Below are 15165 nucleotides of genomic sequence, written 5' to 3'. Positions count from 1 at the left end.
CTCTGAATAGTGATAAGGACCCCGCAAGATGCGTGGGAGTGTACTCCAACTTGTGTTAGCATCGAAAAACTAGATGAACTCCGAGCGGTTTTGCCTAAGTCCTAGCGATAGGGGGAAACCAGCCGTCAGCCGACGTTCGAGCTGTAAGGGTCAGGAAAGAAATGCCCTGGCCTCCCGTATTTGGAAAGGTGTTTATGTTGCCACTTGAAGATGGTTTTTCCCGTCGTTTTTACTATTTGCGTCTGTCAGTGACTGATGTGTGCAACTTCCGTTGCACCTATTGCTTGCCTGACGGCTATCGCCCCCCGGAAGGTCACAAAGCGGGGCGTCAACCCTTTCTCTCGATTGACGAGATCCGCCGCGTGGTCAGCGGTTTTGCCGCCATGGGCACCCGCAAGGTGCGCATCACGGGGGGCGAGCCCTCCCTGCGCCGCGATTTCACCGAGATCGTCAAGGTGATTGCCACCACCCCGGGCATCGAGAAGGTCGCCATGACCACCAACGGCTATCGCCTCAAGGAGCGGGCTCAGGAGTGGTTTGATGCCGGACTCAACGCGCTGAATGTCAGTGTCGACAGTCTCGACCCGCGCCAGTTTCACCAGATCACCGGTGAGAACAAGCTGGCCGAGGTGATGGAGGGGATCGAAGCAGCACTGGCCGCCGGTTTCAAATCGGTGAAGATCAATGCGGTGCTGCTCAAGGGGCTCAACGACTACCAGCTCGATGCCTTTCTGGGCTGGATCAGGCACAAGCCTATCGAGCTGCGCTTTATCGAGCTGATGCAGACCGGCGAGATGGATACGCTGTTTCGTGACCACCATGTCAGCGGCGAACAGATCAAACAGCGCTTGCTGGAGAGCGGTTGGGTGCAGCAGTTACGGGGCACGGATGATGGTCCGGCGCAGGTCTTTATGCACCCCGATTCGCAAGGTGGGGTGGGGCTCATCATGCCCTATAGCAAGGATTTCTGTGCCGGTTGCAACCGGCTGCGGGTCTCCTCGCAGGGGAAGCTGCATCTGTGCCTGTTTGGCGACAACGGCTTCGACTTGCGGGATCTGCTCGGCGCAGATGGGCAATCCGATGAGCTGCAACAGCGCATTCGCGCGGCACTGGCGGGCAAGAGTGCCACCCATCGGCTTCATGAAGGCAATGCCGGCATCACTCCTCATCTCGCCTCGATCGGTGGATAAACGCAAAAAATCGCCAACGATTAAATAGCAATCCTCACATGGAGGTATTTTAACCGATACCTCCATTTTTATTGCGCTGCAAGGCTTTGATCTGGCGCAAGAATCCCCCCTGTTTATCTCCCTGGTGGTATATCCCTTACCTTGTCAGGGCCGCAATATACACCCACTCTTATAATTGGTATCAAGAATGCCAATCATGGACTCGTACTGTCCCCTTTTTCACCAGAACAGGAGTCAACATGCCGGATGAGATCGATCTTGCCCGCCGCGGCCTGTTCCGGGGGCGGCTGAAAACCGCCGAACCGCCGGTGCAGTTGCCCTGGTCAGTCAACTGGTCGGCATTTGTCGCCGACTGCACCCGCTGCGGGGAGTGTCTGGCGGCCTGTCCGGAGCAGATCCTGGTGAATGGCGAGGGCGGTTTTCCGGTGGTTGATTTCCAGCGTGGCGAATGCACCTTCTGCACCGAGTGCGTCACGGTCTGCAAGGCGCCTGTGTTTCGCCCGACCAGCGAGTCCCCCTGGCACTACAAGGCCCATATCGAGGCCAACTGTCTGGCCAATGGTCAGGTGTTCTGCCAGCGCTGTCAGGACAGCTGTGAGCCCAATGCCATTCGTTTTATTCCGGTGCTGGGGCGTGTGCCCACCCCGACGGTCGAGCCGGATCGCTGTAATGGCTGCGGCGCCTGTATGCAGGATTGTCCAGTTGGCAGCATCAAGGTCGACGGGCGAGCCGCCCCATCCGGTGGTGCGAGTCAGCCCCCCCTCAAGCAGGAGTCAGAATGAGTCAGAAGCCGTGTGACACAGAAACCACAATGGATCAGGAGTTCCATGTATCGAGTCTGGTGGTGCTGACCCAGCCCCCTTTGCGCCATCAGCTCGCCGAGCAGATTGGCGCCCTTGAAGGGGCCGAGATCCACGCCGTCAGTGACGAGGGCAAGCTGGTCGTGACCCTGGAAGGTCCGAGCCAGCGGCCGATCATGGCGGCCATTGATGCGATACAGGCGATGCCGGGTGTGCTCTCTGCCGCCCTGATTTACCACCAGTTCGATGAACTGGGCGGTCACTGAAAAGAGTGATGGGATGCCGGGCATGCCCTCTGCCGCTGATGGCTGGCTCCCGTTCGACAGATTCGACAACTATTACGCGATAAGCAATGTGAGGATATGCCATGAAGCTGAGTCGACGCGACTTTATGAAGGCCAACGCGGTGGCAGCTGCCGCTGCCGTGGCCGGTGTCAGTGCCCCCACGCTGGCAGCCAATCTCATCACCAGTACCGACAAGACGGCCATCCATTGGGATAAGGCTCCCTGCCGCTTCTGCGGTACCGGCTGCTCCGTGCTGGTGGGCTCTCAGGATGGGCGGGTCGTGGCGACTCAGGGCGACCCCGATGCACCGGTCAACCGTGGCCTCAACTGCATCAAGGGCTACTTCCTCTCCAAGATCATGTACGGCCAGGATCGCCTGACCCAGCCGATGCTGCGGATGAAGAACGGCCAGTTCGACAAGGATGGCGACTTTGCCCCCATCAGCTGGGATCAGGCGTTCGACATCATGGCCGAGAAGTTCAAGGCGACCCTGAAAGAGAAGGGGCCGACCGCCGTCGGCATGTTCGGCTCCGGCCAGTGGACCGTCTGGGAAGGCTATGCCGCCGCCAAGCTGATGAAGGCCGGTTTCCGCTCCAACAACATTGACCCCAACGCTCGTCACTGCATGGCCTCTGCGGTCGTTGGCTTCATGCGTACCTTCGGTATGGACGAACCGATGGGTTGCTACGACGATATCGAGCAGGCCGATGCATTCGTGCTGTGGGGCTCCAACATGGCCGAGATGCACCCCATCCTCTGGTCGCGGATGTCCGATCGCCGTCTCTCCAACCCGGATGTGCAGGTGCACGTGCTCTCGACCTTCGAGCACCGCAGCTTCGAGCTGGCGGACAACGGCATGGTGTTCACCCCGCAGACCGATCTGGCGATCCTCAACTATGTCGCCAACTACATCATCCAGAATGACAAGGTGAACTGGGACTTCGTCAACAAGCACACCGTGTTCAAGAAGGGGGCCACCGACATCGGTTACGGCCTGCGCCCGACCGATCCGCTGCAGCAGAAAGCGAAGAACCCGGACAGCGGCGATGCCACTCCGATGACCTTCGAGGAGTTTGCCAAGTTCGTGGCGGATTACGATGTGGAGTCGGTCTCCAAGCTCTCCGGCGTCTCCAAAGAGAAGCTGGAAAAGCTGGCCAAGCTCTATGCTGACCCGAGCAAGAAGGTGGTCTCCTACTGGACCATGGGTTTCAACCAGCATACCCGTGGCGTCTGGGCCAACAACCTCTGCTACAACATCCACCTGCTGACCGGCAAGATCTCCGAGCCGGGTAATGGTCCTTTCTCACTGACCGGCCAGCCCTCTGCCTGTGGCACCGCGCGTGAAGTGGGTACCTTTGCCCACCGTCTGCCCGCCGACATGGTGGTGACCGAGCCCAAGCACCGCGCCATTGCCGAGAAGATCTGGAAACTGCCAGAAGGGACCATTCCCGACAAGGTGGGTTTCCACGCCGTGCTGCAGGATCGCATGCTCAAAGATGGCAAGCTCAACGCCTACTGGGTGATGTGCAACAACAACATGCAGGCTGGCCCCAACATGAATACCGATCGCCTGCCTGGCTATCGCGATCCGCGCAACTTCATCGTGGTCTCTGACCCGTACCCGACCGTCACTGCCCAGGCCGCTGACCTCATTCTGCCTACCGCCATGTGGGTGGAGAAAGAGGGGGCCTACGGCAACGCCGAGCGCCGCACCCAGTTCTGGCACCAGCAGGTGAAAGCGCCGGAAGGGGCCAAGTCCGACTTGTGGCAGCTGATGGAGTTCTCCAAGCGCTTCAAGGTTGAGGAAGTGTGGCCGGCTGAGCTGATTGCCAAGATGCCGGAAGTGAAGGGCAAAACCCTGTTCGACGTGCTCTATGCCAACGGTCAGGTCAACCAGTTCCCGAAAGAGCAGAGCAAGGGGATGCTGAACGACGAAGCCGAACACTTCGGGTTCTACGTCCAGAAGGGCTTGTTCGAGGAGTACGCCACCTTCGGTCGTGGCCACGGTCACGATCTGGCGCCGTTCGATCAGTACCACGAAGCCCGTGGTCTGCGCTGGCCTGTGGTAGATGGCAAAGAGACCCTGTGGCGCTATCGCGAAGGGTTCGACCCTTATGTGAAAGCGGGCGAAGGGGTGCGTTTCTACGGCAAACCAGACGGCAAGGCGGTCATCTTCGCCCTGCCGTTCGAGCCCGCCGCCGAGTCGCCCGATAAAGAGTACGACCTGTGGCTCTCCACCGGTCGCGTACTGGAACACTGGCATACCGGCACCATGACCCGTCGGGTGCCCGAGCTCTATCGCGCCTTCCCGGATGCGGTGCTGTTCATGCACCCGGACGATGCCAAGGCTCGCGGCGTGCGCCGTGGTGAAGAGGTGATCGTCTCCTCCCGCCGTGGCGAGGTGAAGACCCGGGTCGAGACCCGTGGTCGCAACCGTCCGCCGAAAGGACTGGTCTTCATGCCCTTCTTTGATGCGAGCCAGCTGGTCAACAAGCTGACCCTGGACGCCACCGATCCGCTCTCGAAAGAGACCGATTACAAGAAGTGCGCCGTCAAGGTGATGAAGGCCTGAGGCGGGGGAACGCGAGATGAGTCGTAGTCGGCGCCAGTTTCTGGCCGACATGGCCAAGGGGGCCTGCGGTGTCGGCCTGCTTGGCGTGGGGCTCGGCGGCATGGCGCGCCAGCAGGAGCAGGCCGTGCCTGCCCAGGCGCTGCGCCCGCCGGCGGCCCTCGACGAGGCCGAGTTTCTCGGCGCCTGCGTGCGCTGTGGACTCTGCGTCGAGGCCTGCCCCTACGACACTCTCAAGCTCGCCCGGCTGTTTGAACCCGTGACCACCGGCACCCCCTACTTCAAGGCGCGCGCCGTCCCGTGCGAGATGTGTGACGACATCCCCTGCGTGGTGGCCTGCCCGAGCGGGGCGCTGGATCAGACCATGACCGACATCGATCAGGCGCGGATGGGAGTGGCTGTGCTGATCGATCACGAGACTTGCCTCAACTACCTGGGGCTGCGCTGCGACGTTTGCTACCGGGTCTGCCCGCTCATCGACAAGGCGATCACCCTGGAGCTGCAGCACAACCAGCGCACCGGCAAGCACGCCATGTTCCTGCCCACAGTGCACAGCGATGTCTGCACCGGTTGTGGCAAGTGCGAGCACGCCTGCGTGCTGGAGGAGGCGGCCATCAAGGTGGTGCCTCGCCAGCTCGCCAAGGGGGAGATTGGTCACCACTACCGGCTCGGGTGGGAAGAGAAGGCGAAGGCGGGCAAATCGCTCATCGGCGACAGGCTCACTCTGCCGACCCGCAAACCGGAGGGGCTATGAGTCGTTATCCGGGAGCCGAAGCCACGGCCAGGCTGGGCTGGTGGCGGTCACACCGCTTCTTGCTGCTGCGCCGGCTCTGCCAGTTCGGTGTGCTGACGCTGTTCCTGCTGGGGCCGCTGGCGGGTATCTGGATCCTCAAGGGCAACCTCTCCAGCTCGCTGCTGCTGGAGACGGTGCCGCTCACGGATCCGCTGACCCTGCTGCAGTCGTTGGCGGCGGGCCACTGGCCCATCCCCACCCTCTGGTTGGGGGCAGCCATCGTGCTGCTGGGTTACTGGCTGGTCGGGGGGCGAGTGTTCTGCTCCTGGGTCTGTCCGGTCAACTTGGTCACCGATGCTGCGGCCTGGCTCAGGGGGCGACTTGGCCTCAAGGGCAACGGTCAGTTCAGCCGCACCACCCGCTACTGGCTGCTGGCCATGGTGCTGGTGGCACCGGCCATCGCTGGCGTGCTGGTGTGGGAGCTGGTCAATCCGGTGTCGCTCACCCTGCGCGGCCTGCTGTTTGGCATGGGGGCGGGTTGGGCCTTGCTGGCGGCGCTGTTCCTGTTCGACCTCTTCGTGGTGGAGCGGGGCTGGTGCGGTCACCTCTGTCCGGTGGGGGCCTTCTATGCCCTGGTCAACCGGGTCGGGTTCATCAAGATTTCTGCCAAGGGGCGCGAGCGGTGCAGCAACTGCATGGATTGTTATGCGGTCTGCCCGGAACGTCCCATCCTGCGCGGCCCCGTTCACGGTGCCAAGCGTGGTCACGGGCCCTTGATTGTGGCTCAGGAGTGTACCAACTGCGGCCGTTGCATCGATGTCTGCGCGGAGCAAGTTTTTGAAATCACTGTAGGTTTTGCCGTCAAGGCAGAGAAAACGTCGGAGAACACATAATGAAGAAGCTGATTGGAGCAATGCTGGCCTGTCTGATGGCAGGTTCCTTGATGGCGGCAGTCCCCGAGATCACCAACAGTACCGGTGGCCTCAAGTCCGAGCGTGGCGCCACCGATCTGGTGACCGATGCCACCGCCGCGCCCCTGAAAAACTTCCGCAAGGATGGCGCGCCCTACGATCGCCAGTACATGCATCAGCCGCCGCTGATCCCCCACGACATTCGCAACTACGAGGTGGATACCAAGGTCAACAAGTGCCTGGCTTGCCACAGCTTCAAGAATGCCAGTGCCATGAAGGCCCCCAAGATCAGTCCGACTCACTTCGAGACCCGCGACGGCCTGACCCTGGGTGAAGTGTCGCCGCGTCGCTACTTCTGCCTGCAGTGCCATGTACCGCAAGCGGATGCCAAGCCGCTGGTGGAAAATACGTTTAAACCGGTTGAAGCGCTGAACTGAGGAATCCATAGATGAAATTACCCGGCTTTATCCAGCGTCTGTGGACCACCTTCAAGTCACCGTCGAAGGCGGCTCTCTGGGTCATCCTGCTGATGGGCTTCTTCGGTGGCGTGATTTTCTGGGGTGGCTTCAACACTGCCATGGAAGCATCCAACACCGAGGCCTTCTGCACCAGCTGTCACGAGATGAAGGACAACGTGTTCGAGGAGTACCGCGACACCATCCACTATGCCAACCGCTCCGGCGTGCGGGCCAGCTGCCCGGATTGCCATGTACCGCACGAGTGGACCTACAAGATCATCCGCAAGGTGCAGGCTTCCAAGGAGCTGTGGGGCATGATCACCGGCAAGGTGGACACCCGCGAGAAGTTCGAGTCGCACCGGCGCGAGATGGCGGAGCGGGAGTGGCAGCGGATGAAAGAGACCGATTCGCGCGAGTGCCGTAACTGCCACAACTTCGAGTACATGGACTTCTCCCTGCAGGGGCAGCGTGCCGCCAAGATGCACTCGGCCAACCTCGGCAAGGAGGGGCAGGGCACCTGCATCGACTGTCACAAGGGGATTGCTCACCAGCTGCCCGACATGACTGGGGTGAAAGGTTTCTGATCCTGCGACGACAGGCCGGTTTTCCCCGGCCTGCGTTTTGTTCATATCTGGGACAAGCATCAGATTTGTGTGTCTTTTAAATCCCATATCTCGTGAAACCTTTGATAGAATCAGCCCGCCGTCACACGCTTGAGCAAGTTGGTCACTCCTGTCTGCGTCAGTTTTTGCGCCCTGACAGCTGGCCTCTCATACCCCTTCTCTTCCTGCCTCGTTGACGGCCCATAGCCACAAGGAGCTGCCCGATGGGACAGAAAAACAACGCATTTATCCCCCTCAAGATCGCCGTGCTGACGGTCTCCGACAGCCTCACCACCGCCGATGACAGCTCGGGTGACTATCTGGTCTCGGCCCTTACCGACGCGGGCCATCAGCTGGCCGATCGGGCACTCTGCCCGGACAACCTGTTTCGCATCCGCGCGCGGGTGAGCGAGTGGATCGCCGATGAGGGGGTGCAGGTGGTACTGATTAACGGCGGTACCGGCTTCAATGAACAGAACCGGGTACCGGAAGCGGTTGGTGTGCTGTTCGAGCGCACCGTACAGGGTTTTGGCGAGATGTTCCGTCAGCTCTCTTTTGCCGAGATTAAAGGCTCCGCCATGCAGAGCCGTGCGCTGGCGGGACTCGCCAATCGCACCCTGATCTGCTGTCTGCCCGGCTCCACCGGCGCCTGTCAGCTGGGTTGGGAGCAACTGATCCGCGATCAGCTCGATGCCCGCACCAAGCCGTGCAACTTTGTCTCCCACCTCTGAGAGCAAGTGATGAACCAGACCGATACCAAGCAGACCCAGCCCAACCTGACGCATCTGAACCAGAGCGGCGAAGCCTATATGGTGGATGTGACCGACAAGCAGGTAACCGAGCGTGAAGCCCGTGCCGAGGCGTTTGTTGCCATGGCCCCCGAGACGCTGGCGCTGATCCTGAGCGGCCAGCACCACAAGGGGGACGTGTTCGCCACCGCCCGCATCGCCGGCATCATGGCCGCCAAGAAGACCGCCGATCTTATCCCCCTCTGCCATCCGCTGGCCTTGACCAAAGTCGAGGTGGAGATAGTGCCGCTGGCCGAGCAGAATCGGGTGCATATCCGCACCCTCTGCAAGCTCTCCGGCAAGACCGGGGTGGAGATGGAGGCGCTGACCGCCGCGTCGGTAGCGGCGCTGACCATCTACGACATGTGCAAGGCAGTGCAAAAGGACATGGTGATCGAGCAGGTGCGGCTGGTAGAGAAAAAGGGCGGCAAGTCCGGCCATTTCCAGCTGGGGTCAAATAGCGGGGAGCAAGCATGATCAAGGTACTGTTTTTTGCGCAAGTAAGAGAGCTGGTGGCCTGCGATGAGCTGAGCCTGCCGTGCGACTACGCCACTGCCGAACAACTGCGCTCGGCGCTCTGTGAACGCGGCGACAAGTGGGCGCTGGCGCTGGAAGCTGGCAAGCTGCTGGTGGCGGTCAACCAGACCCTGGCGCCCCTCGATACCCCCATCAATGATGGCGATGAGGTGGCCTTCTTCCCGCCGGTGACCGGAGGTTAAGGATGAGCGAGATAATAATCGTGGATCGCACCACTGAGCTGTGTGGTGGCGACGAAGTGGCCTTCTTCCCTGCCCCTCCAGTAACGACCGGAGGTTAAGGATGAGCGACGTAGCCATCACAGATCGCATTGTGGTGCAGCGGGAGGATTTCTCGCTGGCGGACGAATATGCCCGCCTCGCCACCCGCCCCGACAGTGGCGCCATCGTCACTTTTGTTGGCAAGGTGCGCGACTTCAATCAGGGGGAGGAGGTGAAGGGGCTGGCCCTCGAGCATTACCCCGGTATGACCGAGAAGGCGCTGGCCGATATCGTGCAGGAGGCCCGCCGCCGCTGGCCGCTGCAGGAGTGTACCCTCATTCATCGTATCGGCGAGTTGTGGCTTGGCGATCAGATCGTGCTGGTGGCGGTGAGCAGTGCCCACCGCGACGCCGCCTTTGACGCCTGTCACTTCATCATGGATTTCTTGAAAACCCGGGCGCCGTTCTGGAAAAAAGAGCTGACCGCCGAGGGTGTGCAACGCTGGGTCGAGGCCAAGGAGAGCGACAACGCCGCCGCTGCCCGCTGGCAAGCCTGACCTGTTCATCACGAGGGGCGCAGGTTCAACGGGAACCACGGCCCCGCCATAGGGGCGCGGATGTGCGGGCCCCATCAGGAGAAAGGGAATGAAACCGCTGTTATCTGTTGTCATCGCCGGTGTCTGCGCCGCCACCTTGCATACCGGCGCCGTGCAGGCTGATGAAGTGAAGGTGGCTGTGGCTGCCAACTTCAAGGGAACCATCGAGCGTATTGGCAAGGAGTTTACCGCCAAGACCGGCCACACCCTGGCCATCTCGTCTGCCGCCACCGGAGTGCTCTACACCCAGATCAGTCACGGCGCACCGTTCGATCTCTTCCTCTCCGCCGATGCGGCGACCCCCGAGAAGCTGGAAAAAGAGGGCAAGGGGAGCGATCGCTTCACCTACGCCATCGGCCAGCTGGGGCTCTGGAAGAAAGGAGGGCCGGCCCCTGACGAGGCGACCCTGCGCAGCTGGAAAGGCAACCTCGCCATCGCCAATGCCCGTACCGCCCCCTATGGTGCTGCCGCCATGGCGACCCTCACCCATCTCAAAATCGATCCCAAGCAGTACCGGTTGCTGACCGGCGCCAACATCGGCCAGACCTGGCAATTTGTCGACACCGGCAATGCCGAGCTGGGCTTTGTCGCCTGGGCCAATCTGGTGGAAGCGGGCAAGACCGCCGAAGCCTGGGCAGTGCCTGCCGACTTCTATCCGCCCATCGAACAGCAGGGGCTGGTATTGAAGAAAGGCGCCGCGGTCGAGGCGCTGGTGGCCTGGCTCAAGGGGCCGGGTCAGGCGCAGATCAAGACAGCTGGTTATGCCTTGCCCCAATAAGGGGATGGGCCTGATGCGATACCCTGAGTGGTCGGCCTTCGGGTCGGCCACTCTTTGCAATAAGGATGGATACCATGCTGTTGGGGGCATTTATCAACCGGGAGGTCGGCAATGAGTGAAGGGGATCTGCTGGCGGTCTGGCTCACCCTGAAGCTTGCGGCCTGCACCACAGCGATTTTGCTGTTGCTGGCACCGCCGCTGGCCTGGTGGCTGTCGCGCAGTCAGAACCGGCTGCGGCCGCTGGTGGAGGCGCTGGTGGCACTGCCGTTGGTGCTGCCTCCCACGGTACTGGGTTTTTATCTGCTGCTCGCCTTCTCCCCCGAATATGGTTTCGGCGCCTGGTGGCGCGACACCTTTGGCGCCCCGCTCGCCTTCAGTTTTCTCGGCCTGCTGTTTGCCTCCATCCTCTATTCGCTGCCGTTCGTGGTGCAGCCGCTCACCTCCGCCTTCGTCAACATGGGCAACAAGGAGCTGGAAGCTGCCGCTACCCTGGGGCTTGGCCCGCTGGAGCGCTTCTTCCACATCATCTTGCCGATGACCCTGCCCAGCTTCGTGATGGCGGCGGCCCTCGGCTTTGCCCATACATTGGGGGAGTTTGGCGTGGTGCTGATGATTGGCGGCAATATCCCCGGCGAGACCCAGGTGCTCTCGATTGCCCTGTTTGATCATGTGGAGGCGATGGATTACCGACAAGCCCACTATCTGGCGGGCGGCCTGATGGTCTTCTCGCTGGTGATGCTGGTGCTGGTCTACGGGGTGTTGCAGCGTAGACAGCGGAGAGTGTTTGGATGAACAAACCCGCCACTATGCCGTCAGTGAACGAGCCACCCCGCCATGTCCTGAACCTCCATGCCCGGCGTGAGTTTGGCCCCTTTACCCTCGATTGCGCACTGACCCTCGAACTGGGTGGGATCCTCGGCCTGTTTGGCCCCTCCGGCTGCGGCAAGAGCACCCTGCTGCGCATCATCGCCGGGCTCGATCGCCGAAGCGGGGATCGCTTGCGGTGGCGCGATCGAGAGTGCGCAGAACTGCAGCCCGAAGCGCGCCGGATTGGGCTGGTGTTTCAGGACTCGCGCCTCTTTCCCCATCTGACGGTGCTCGGCAATCTGCAACTGGCGGCCCGCAAGGGGCGAGGGCGCTGGCAGCCCGAAGCGCTGGCGGCGCGGCTCGGTTTTGCCGAGTTGCTGGGGCAGCCTGCCCATGCTTTGTCGGGTGGCCAACGCCAGCGGGTTGCGTTGGGGCGGGCGCTGCTGGCCGAGCCCGATCTGCTGCTGCTCGATGAGCCTTTTTCTGCGCTCGATCGGCGCAGCCGCATCCATCAGGCCCATGTGCTCAAGGGGTTGCAGCAGGAGAGCGGCATCCCGATGATCTTCGTCAGCCACGCCATGGAGGAGGTGAGCCTGCTCTGCGATCAGCTGGTGCTGCTGGAAAGTGGCAGGGTCGAGGCGCAAGGCCGGCCGAGCGAGATCTTCGCCCGCACTGATCTCTCGCTCGCCAGCCGTGACGATGCCGGAGTGATGCTGGATGCGACCCTCTCTCACTACGATGATGACGAGCAGATGGCGACCCTGCAGCTCGGTGAGCAGCAGCTGCGGGTCACCATGAGCCATGTGCCGGACGAGAGCGGCCCCTTGCAGATCAAGGTGGCCGGGCGGGATGTGGTGATTGCCACGGCACCCATCGAGCACTCCAGTCTCTCTAACTGTCTCGTCACCCGTCTGCTGGCGGTGCGCGAGGTGCGCCCCGGCCAGACCCTGTTGCAGTTGGCGCTGGGTGAGCAGATACTGCTGGCCCGGATCACCAGCCGCTCCGCCAGGCGGCTGGCGCTGGCGCCGGAGCAGCAGATCTACGCTTATATCAAGGCGGTGAGTCTGGTCAGCGAAGGCTGATTGGGCGCCGTGCTGATAACGTGGCAGGATGGCCACGGGCAACATAACAACAAGAGATGGTTCAGGTGATGAGTCGAGAGGCAATACACTGATGCGCCGCAATCAGGTGATGAAATTCAACGGTCTTGCCCTGCGCAGTGCGGGGGAGGGCCCCTTGCTGTTGCTGCTGCATGGGCTGGGCTCCTCCAGCCTTGACTGGCAGGCGCAGATCGAACGGTTTTCCGAACAGTACCGGGTGGTGGCGCTGGACTTGCGCGGCCACGGCCAGAGCATGCAGGAGGGGCCGTTCGATGTGGCGACCCTGGCAGCCGATGTGGTGAACTGGCTCGATGCACAGCCAGAACCCGCCTGGGTCGTGGGATTGTCGCTGGGGGCCATGGTCGCGCTGGAGCTGGCGCTGCAACTGCCCCACAAGGTGCAGGGGCTGGTGCTGGTCAACGGTTTTAGCGAGTTTCTGCTGGAGACCCCCAAAGAGCAGGAGCGTTACGCCCAGCGCCTCAAGTGGCTGCGCTGGTTTGGCATGCGCCCGCTCGCCTGGTGGCTGGGACGCGAGCTCTTCCCGGGCCCGGATCTGGCACAGGTGCGCCACACCTTCCGACTGCGTTTCGTGCGCAATAAAAAGAAAACCTACAAGGCGCTGCTGGAGGCACTACCCGGCTGGTCGGTACGCGCCCGGCTCGGCTCCATCTGGCAGCCGGTGGCCATCATCTCCACCAGTCACGACTACCTGCCGCTGGCCAAACGGGTAGAGCAGTTTGCCGCCCTGCCCAACGCCACCATCCACACCCCCAACGGCCACCACGCCTGGCCCGCGGAAGATCCTTCCGGATTTAATCATTTGCTTCACCGGATTTTAGAAACCCATTAAACTTGTCGCCCTTTTACCCCGTGTATGTATTGGTTCGATCGCCTTGCCAAAGGCATAAGGCAAGGCAATCGGACCCATTTCTGATCTATTAACAGGTGTTTCCTCATGTCTGAAGTAATGAAAATGGCCATCGATGATGGCTCGACTAACGTCAAGGTGAGCTGGATTGAGAACAAGGTGCTCAAGACCATCATCTCTCCCAACTCCTTTCGCAAGGACTGGAAGAGCGCCGCATTGCGTAAAGACAAGAAGATCTACAACTACGAGATAGGTAACACCAAGTACACCTACGACGCGACCTCCGACAAGTCTCTGGCCACCACCCATGTGGAGTACCAGTACGACGATCTCAACCTGCTCTCCGTGCATCATGCCCTGTTGCAGACCGGTGTGAAGCCGTGCGATGTTGCCATCACCGTGACCCTTCCCATCACCGAGTTTTACAACCCGGATGATTGCCAGCGTAACGAAGAGAAGATCGAGAAGAAACGCCGCAACCTGATGCGTCCGATCACCCTTAACAAGGGCGAGCTGTTCAATATCGTCAGTGTCGAAGTGATGCCGGAGAGTCTGCCTGCTGCGCTCTCCCGTCTGATTGGTTCAGGCTGCAACGAGTTCACCAAGACTCTGGTGATCGACTGTGGCGGCACCACTCTGGATATGGGGATCATCGTCGGTGAGTTTGATGATGTCTCCGATGTCTACGGTAACAACGAGATCGGTGTCTCCATGGTGACCGACGCTACTCGCAAGGCGCTGGCCGCAGCAGACAGCGACTCCAGCTATCTGGTGGCCAACGAGTTTATCAAACGTCGTCACGACATGAGCTTTGTACGCGATGTGGTCAACGATGAGAGCCAGATCCCCAAGATCCTCGAGAAGATGCAAAACAAGATTGACGAGCTGGGCACTCAGGTTGCGCATGAAGCGAAGAAGTTCGCCAAGAACCCGAACCGTGTCTATCTGGTCGGTGGCGGCGCATCTCTGATTTATGATGCGATCAAGGCGGCCTATCCCACCCTGGGTGACCGTGTCGAGCTGTTGGACGATGCCCAGTCCGCGCTGGCTCGTGAAATCTGCCTCTACACCACGGAAGAGGATGAAGTCTATCGCGAAGCGCCTGTGATGGCCGAGGTTGACGATGAGTAGTCAACTCAAGCGCATGACCTTCTCCATCTACATGGATCCGGGTGCGCTGGAGTCTGATCGCTATGCGGTCGGGGTATTGCAGAACTGGTATCAACGGGCGCGAAAGATCCAGGAGGGCACCGAGGAGTTTGACTTCTCCAAGAGCCGTTTCCACAAGGATATCTACCTCTCCGGTATGTTCATGTACGTGCTGGCGCCCAACCTCTGCAAAGCGATTGCCAATGCGCTGGGGCCGGAGCAGGTGAGCATGACGACCCTGCGTCATGCCTTTGCCAGCTGTGGTTTCAATCTGGGTGAGGTCGCTGGCGAGGCGCAGCCTGCCGCAGATGTGATGATCGACGAGATTGTGGCCAGACTGGCTCCACAGCTGGGACAGAGTGATACCACTTCACTGGTGGACGAGATTGTCAGCAGGCTCGGCGAGCAGCAACCCAGCGAGATGTGGGATGAACTCAGGCAGGGGCTGCCTGCTGCGCTGGATCATGACCAGCTGGCCGAAGCCATCGCTGGCAAGCTGCCATCAGCAGGGGCCGAGCAGGATCTGGCTCCCCTTGCCAGCAGTATCCAGCTGCTCTCTCGCCAACTGGAAGAGCAATCCCGGCTGATCCGCGAGCAGCACAGATTGATCCAGCGACTGGCCAGTTCCCCCGCTCGACAGAGTGTTGTCGGCACAGAGGCAGAACCTTTGATAGAGGATCTCTCGAGTCAGGTGGCCAATATGAAAAAGGTCAAAGCCAAGGGGATCTTCTGATACCCGATACCGTTGCTAAATCGAAATAAAAAAGCCGAACCACAGGGTTCGGCTTTTTTGAT

Annotated in this window: 18 protein-coding genes and 1 riboswitch; all 18 genes read left to right on the top strand. The window is 60.9% G+C overall.

Features of this window, described 5'->3' with window-relative positions:
- Nucleotides 1-66 precede the first annotated feature (66 nt).
- A riboswitch (molybdenum cofactor riboswitch) is annotated at nucleotides 67-207 on the top strand.
- The 18 genes from moaA to AACT07_RS04830 all read left to right on the top strand — a co-directional run bounded on the left by moaA (nucleotide 195) and on the right by AACT07_RS04830 (nucleotide 15103).
- Entirely contained in the window at nucleotides 195-1190 is a 996-nt protein-coding gene (gene moaA / locus AACT07_RS04915) for a GTP 3',8-cyclase MoaA (RefSeq protein ID WP_069526775.1), read from the top strand. (Overlaps the previous riboswitch by 13 nt.)
- A gap of 239 nt (nucleotides 1191-1429) precedes the next feature.
- A complete protein-coding gene (gene napF, locus AACT07_RS04910) occupies nucleotides 1430-1972 on the top strand; it encodes a ferredoxin-type protein NapF (protein ID WP_069526774.1) in 543 nt (180 codons plus the stop codon).
- Nucleotides 1973-2001: 29 nt separating this feature from the next.
- Nucleotides 2002-2256, top strand: coding sequence for a chaperone NapD (locus AACT07_RS04905; RefSeq protein WP_031227438.1), 255 nt, complete (start codon nucleotides 2002-2004; stop codon nucleotides 2254-2256).
- 101 nt (nucleotides 2257-2357) lie between these two features.
- Nucleotides 2358-4847, top strand: coding sequence for a nitrate reductase catalytic subunit NapA (gene napA / locus AACT07_RS04900; protein ID WP_069526773.1), 2490 nt, complete (start codon nucleotides 2358-2360; stop codon nucleotides 4845-4847).
- A 16-nt stretch (nucleotides 4848-4863) separates the two neighbouring features.
- On the top strand, nucleotides 4864-5598 hold the full coding sequence (gene napG / locus AACT07_RS04895) for a ferredoxin-type protein NapG (RefSeq protein WP_069526772.1): 735 nt from the start codon (nucleotides 4864-4866) through the stop codon (nucleotides 5596-5598).
- Nucleotides 5595-6470 (top strand): quinol dehydrogenase ferredoxin subunit NapH, encoded by an 876-nt coding sequence (napH, locus tag AACT07_RS04890; RefSeq protein ID WP_069526771.1) that lies wholly within the window; start codon nucleotides 5595-5597, stop codon nucleotides 6468-6470. Before napG ends, napH begins: the two co-directional genes overlap by 4 nt.
- Nucleotides 6470-6925: a nitrate reductase cytochrome c-type subunit gene (locus tag AACT07_RS04885; protein ID WP_069526770.1), complete on the top strand. Its 456-nt coding sequence runs from the start codon at nucleotides 6470-6472 to the stop codon at nucleotides 6923-6925. The genes napH and AACT07_RS04885 overlap by 1 nt, the downstream gene beginning before the upstream one ends.
- Nucleotides 6926-6936: 11 nt before the next feature.
- Nucleotides 6937-7530 (top strand): cytochrome c3 family protein, encoded by a 594-nt coding sequence (locus tag AACT07_RS04880; RefSeq protein ID WP_069526769.1) that lies wholly within the window; start codon nucleotides 6937-6939, stop codon nucleotides 7528-7530.
- A gap of 242 nt (nucleotides 7531-7772) precedes the next feature.
- Nucleotides 7773-8279, top strand: a complete 507-nt coding sequence (gene moaB / locus AACT07_RS04875; protein ID WP_069526768.1) for a molybdenum cofactor biosynthesis protein B — start codon at nucleotides 7773-7775, stop codon at nucleotides 8277-8279.
- A 9-nt stretch (nucleotides 8280-8288) separates the two neighbouring features.
- A complete protein-coding gene (gene moaC, locus AACT07_RS04870) occupies nucleotides 8289-8813 on the top strand; it encodes a cyclic pyranopterin monophosphate synthase MoaC (RefSeq protein ID WP_069526767.1) in 525 nt (174 codons plus the stop codon).
- Nucleotides 8810-9055, top strand: a complete 246-nt coding sequence (gene moaD / locus AACT07_RS04865) for a molybdopterin synthase sulfur carrier subunit (protein ID WP_069526766.1) — start codon at nucleotides 8810-8812, stop codon at nucleotides 9053-9055. The genes moaC and moaD overlap by 4 nt, the downstream gene beginning before the upstream one ends.
- A 100-nt stretch (nucleotides 9056-9155) precedes the next feature.
- Entirely contained in the window at nucleotides 9156-9629 is a 474-nt protein-coding gene (gene moaE, locus AACT07_RS04860; protein WP_069526765.1) for a molybdopterin synthase catalytic subunit MoaE, read from the top strand.
- 88 nt (nucleotides 9630-9717) lie between these two features.
- Nucleotides 9718-10446 carry a molybdate ABC transporter substrate-binding protein gene (gene modA, locus AACT07_RS04855; RefSeq protein WP_069526764.1) on the top strand — a complete coding sequence of 243 codons (729 nt, stop codon included), beginning with the start codon at nucleotides 9718-9720 and terminating at the stop codon, nucleotides 10444-10446.
- Nucleotides 10447-10557: 111 nt separating this feature from the next.
- A complete protein-coding gene (gene modB, locus AACT07_RS04850) occupies nucleotides 10558-11238 on the top strand; it encodes a molybdate ABC transporter permease subunit (protein WP_069526763.1) in 681 nt (226 codons plus the stop codon).
- On the top strand, nucleotides 11235-12335 hold the full coding sequence (modC, locus tag AACT07_RS04845; protein WP_069526762.1) for a molybdenum ABC transporter ATP-binding protein: 1101 nt from the start codon (nucleotides 11235-11237) through the stop codon (nucleotides 12333-12335). The genes modB and modC overlap by 4 nt, the downstream gene beginning before the upstream one ends.
- 91 nt (nucleotides 12336-12426) lie before the next feature.
- Nucleotides 12427-13203, top strand: coding sequence for an alpha/beta fold hydrolase (locus tag AACT07_RS04840; RefSeq protein WP_058055820.1), 777 nt, complete (start codon nucleotides 12427-12429; stop codon nucleotides 13201-13203).
- Between the two features lie 105 nt (nucleotides 13204-13308).
- Nucleotides 13309-14352: a plasmid segregation protein ParM domain-containing protein gene (gene parM, locus AACT07_RS04835; protein WP_139123733.1), complete on the top strand. Its 1044-nt coding sequence runs from the start codon at nucleotides 13309-13311 to the stop codon at nucleotides 14350-14352.
- Nucleotides 14345-15103, top strand: a complete 759-nt coding sequence (locus tag AACT07_RS04830) for a hypothetical protein (RefSeq protein ID WP_253182226.1) — start codon at nucleotides 14345-14347, stop codon at nucleotides 15101-15103. Before parM ends, AACT07_RS04830 begins: the two co-directional genes overlap by 8 nt.
- Nucleotides 15104-15165 lie beyond the last annotated feature (62 nt).

Origin of the sequence: Aeromonas sp. ANP5, assembly GCF_963870295.1 — a bacterium.
Taxonomy (GTDB): domain Bacteria; phylum Pseudomonadota; class Gammaproteobacteria; order Enterobacterales; family Aeromonadaceae; genus Aeromonas; species Aeromonas veronii.
The sequence above is the reverse complement of the archived record's forward strand: the minus strand, read 5'-3'. Positions and strand labels throughout refer to the sequence as shown.

What these genes read in the sequence shown, in the direction of transcription:
- moaB (WP_069526768.1), top strand. Translation starts at nt 7,773, where the DNA reads ATGGGACAGAAAAACAACGCATTTATCCCCCTCAAGATCGCCGTGCTG.
- modC (WP_069526762.1), top strand. Translation starts at nt 11,235, where the DNA reads ATGAACAAACCCGCCACTATGCCGTCAGTGAACGAGCCACCCCGCCAT.
- moaD (WP_069526766.1), top strand. Translation starts at nt 8,810, where the DNA reads ATGATCAAGGTACTGTTTTTTGCGCAAGTAAGAGAGCTGGTGGCCTGC.
- AACT07_RS04905 (WP_031227438.1), top strand. Translation starts at nt 2,002, where the DNA reads ATGGATCAGGAGTTCCATGTATCGAGTCTGGTGGTGCTGACCCAGCCC.
- modB (WP_069526763.1), top strand. Translation starts at nt 10,558, where the DNA reads ATGAGTGAAGGGGATCTGCTGGCGGTCTGGCTCACCCTGAAGCTTGCG.
- modA (WP_069526764.1), top strand. Translation starts at nt 9,718, where the DNA reads ATGAAACCGCTGTTATCTGTTGTCATCGCCGGTGTCTGCGCCGCCACC.
- napH (WP_069526771.1), top strand. Translation starts at nt 5,595, where the DNA reads ATGAGTCGTTATCCGGGAGCCGAAGCCACGGCCAGGCTGGGCTGGTGG.
- moaE (WP_069526765.1), top strand. Translation starts at nt 9,156, where the DNA reads ATGAGCGACGTAGCCATCACAGATCGCATTGTGGTGCAGCGGGAGGAT.
- napG (WP_069526772.1), top strand. Translation starts at nt 4,864, where the DNA reads ATGAGTCGTAGTCGGCGCCAGTTTCTGGCCGACATGGCCAAGGGGGCC.
- napF (WP_069526774.1), top strand. Translation starts at nt 1,430, where the DNA reads ATGCCGGATGAGATCGATCTTGCCCGCCGCGGCCTGTTCCGGGGGCGG.
- moaA (WP_069526775.1), top strand. Translation starts at nt 195, where the DNA reads ATGTTGCCACTTGAAGATGGTTTTTCCCGTCGTTTTTACTATTTGCGT.
- AACT07_RS04840 (WP_058055820.1), top strand. Translation starts at nt 12,427, where the DNA reads ATGCGCCGCAATCAGGTGATGAAATTCAACGGTCTTGCCCTGCGCAGT.
- napA (WP_069526773.1), top strand. Translation starts at nt 2,358, where the DNA reads ATGAAGCTGAGTCGACGCGACTTTATGAAGGCCAACGCGGTGGCAGCT.
- AACT07_RS04880 (WP_069526769.1), top strand. Translation starts at nt 6,937, where the DNA reads ATGAAATTACCCGGCTTTATCCAGCGTCTGTGGACCACCTTCAAGTCA.
- AACT07_RS04885 (WP_069526770.1), top strand. Translation starts at nt 6,470, where the DNA reads ATGAAGAAGCTGATTGGAGCAATGCTGGCCTGTCTGATGGCAGGTTCC.
- AACT07_RS04830 (WP_253182226.1), top strand. Translation starts at nt 14,345, where the DNA reads ATGAGTAGTCAACTCAAGCGCATGACCTTCTCCATCTACATGGATCCG.
- moaC (WP_069526767.1), top strand. Translation starts at nt 8,289, where the DNA reads ATGAACCAGACCGATACCAAGCAGACCCAGCCCAACCTGACGCATCTG.
- parM (WP_139123733.1), top strand. Translation starts at nt 13,309, where the DNA reads ATGTCTGAAGTAATGAAAATGGCCATCGATGATGGCTCGACTAACGTC.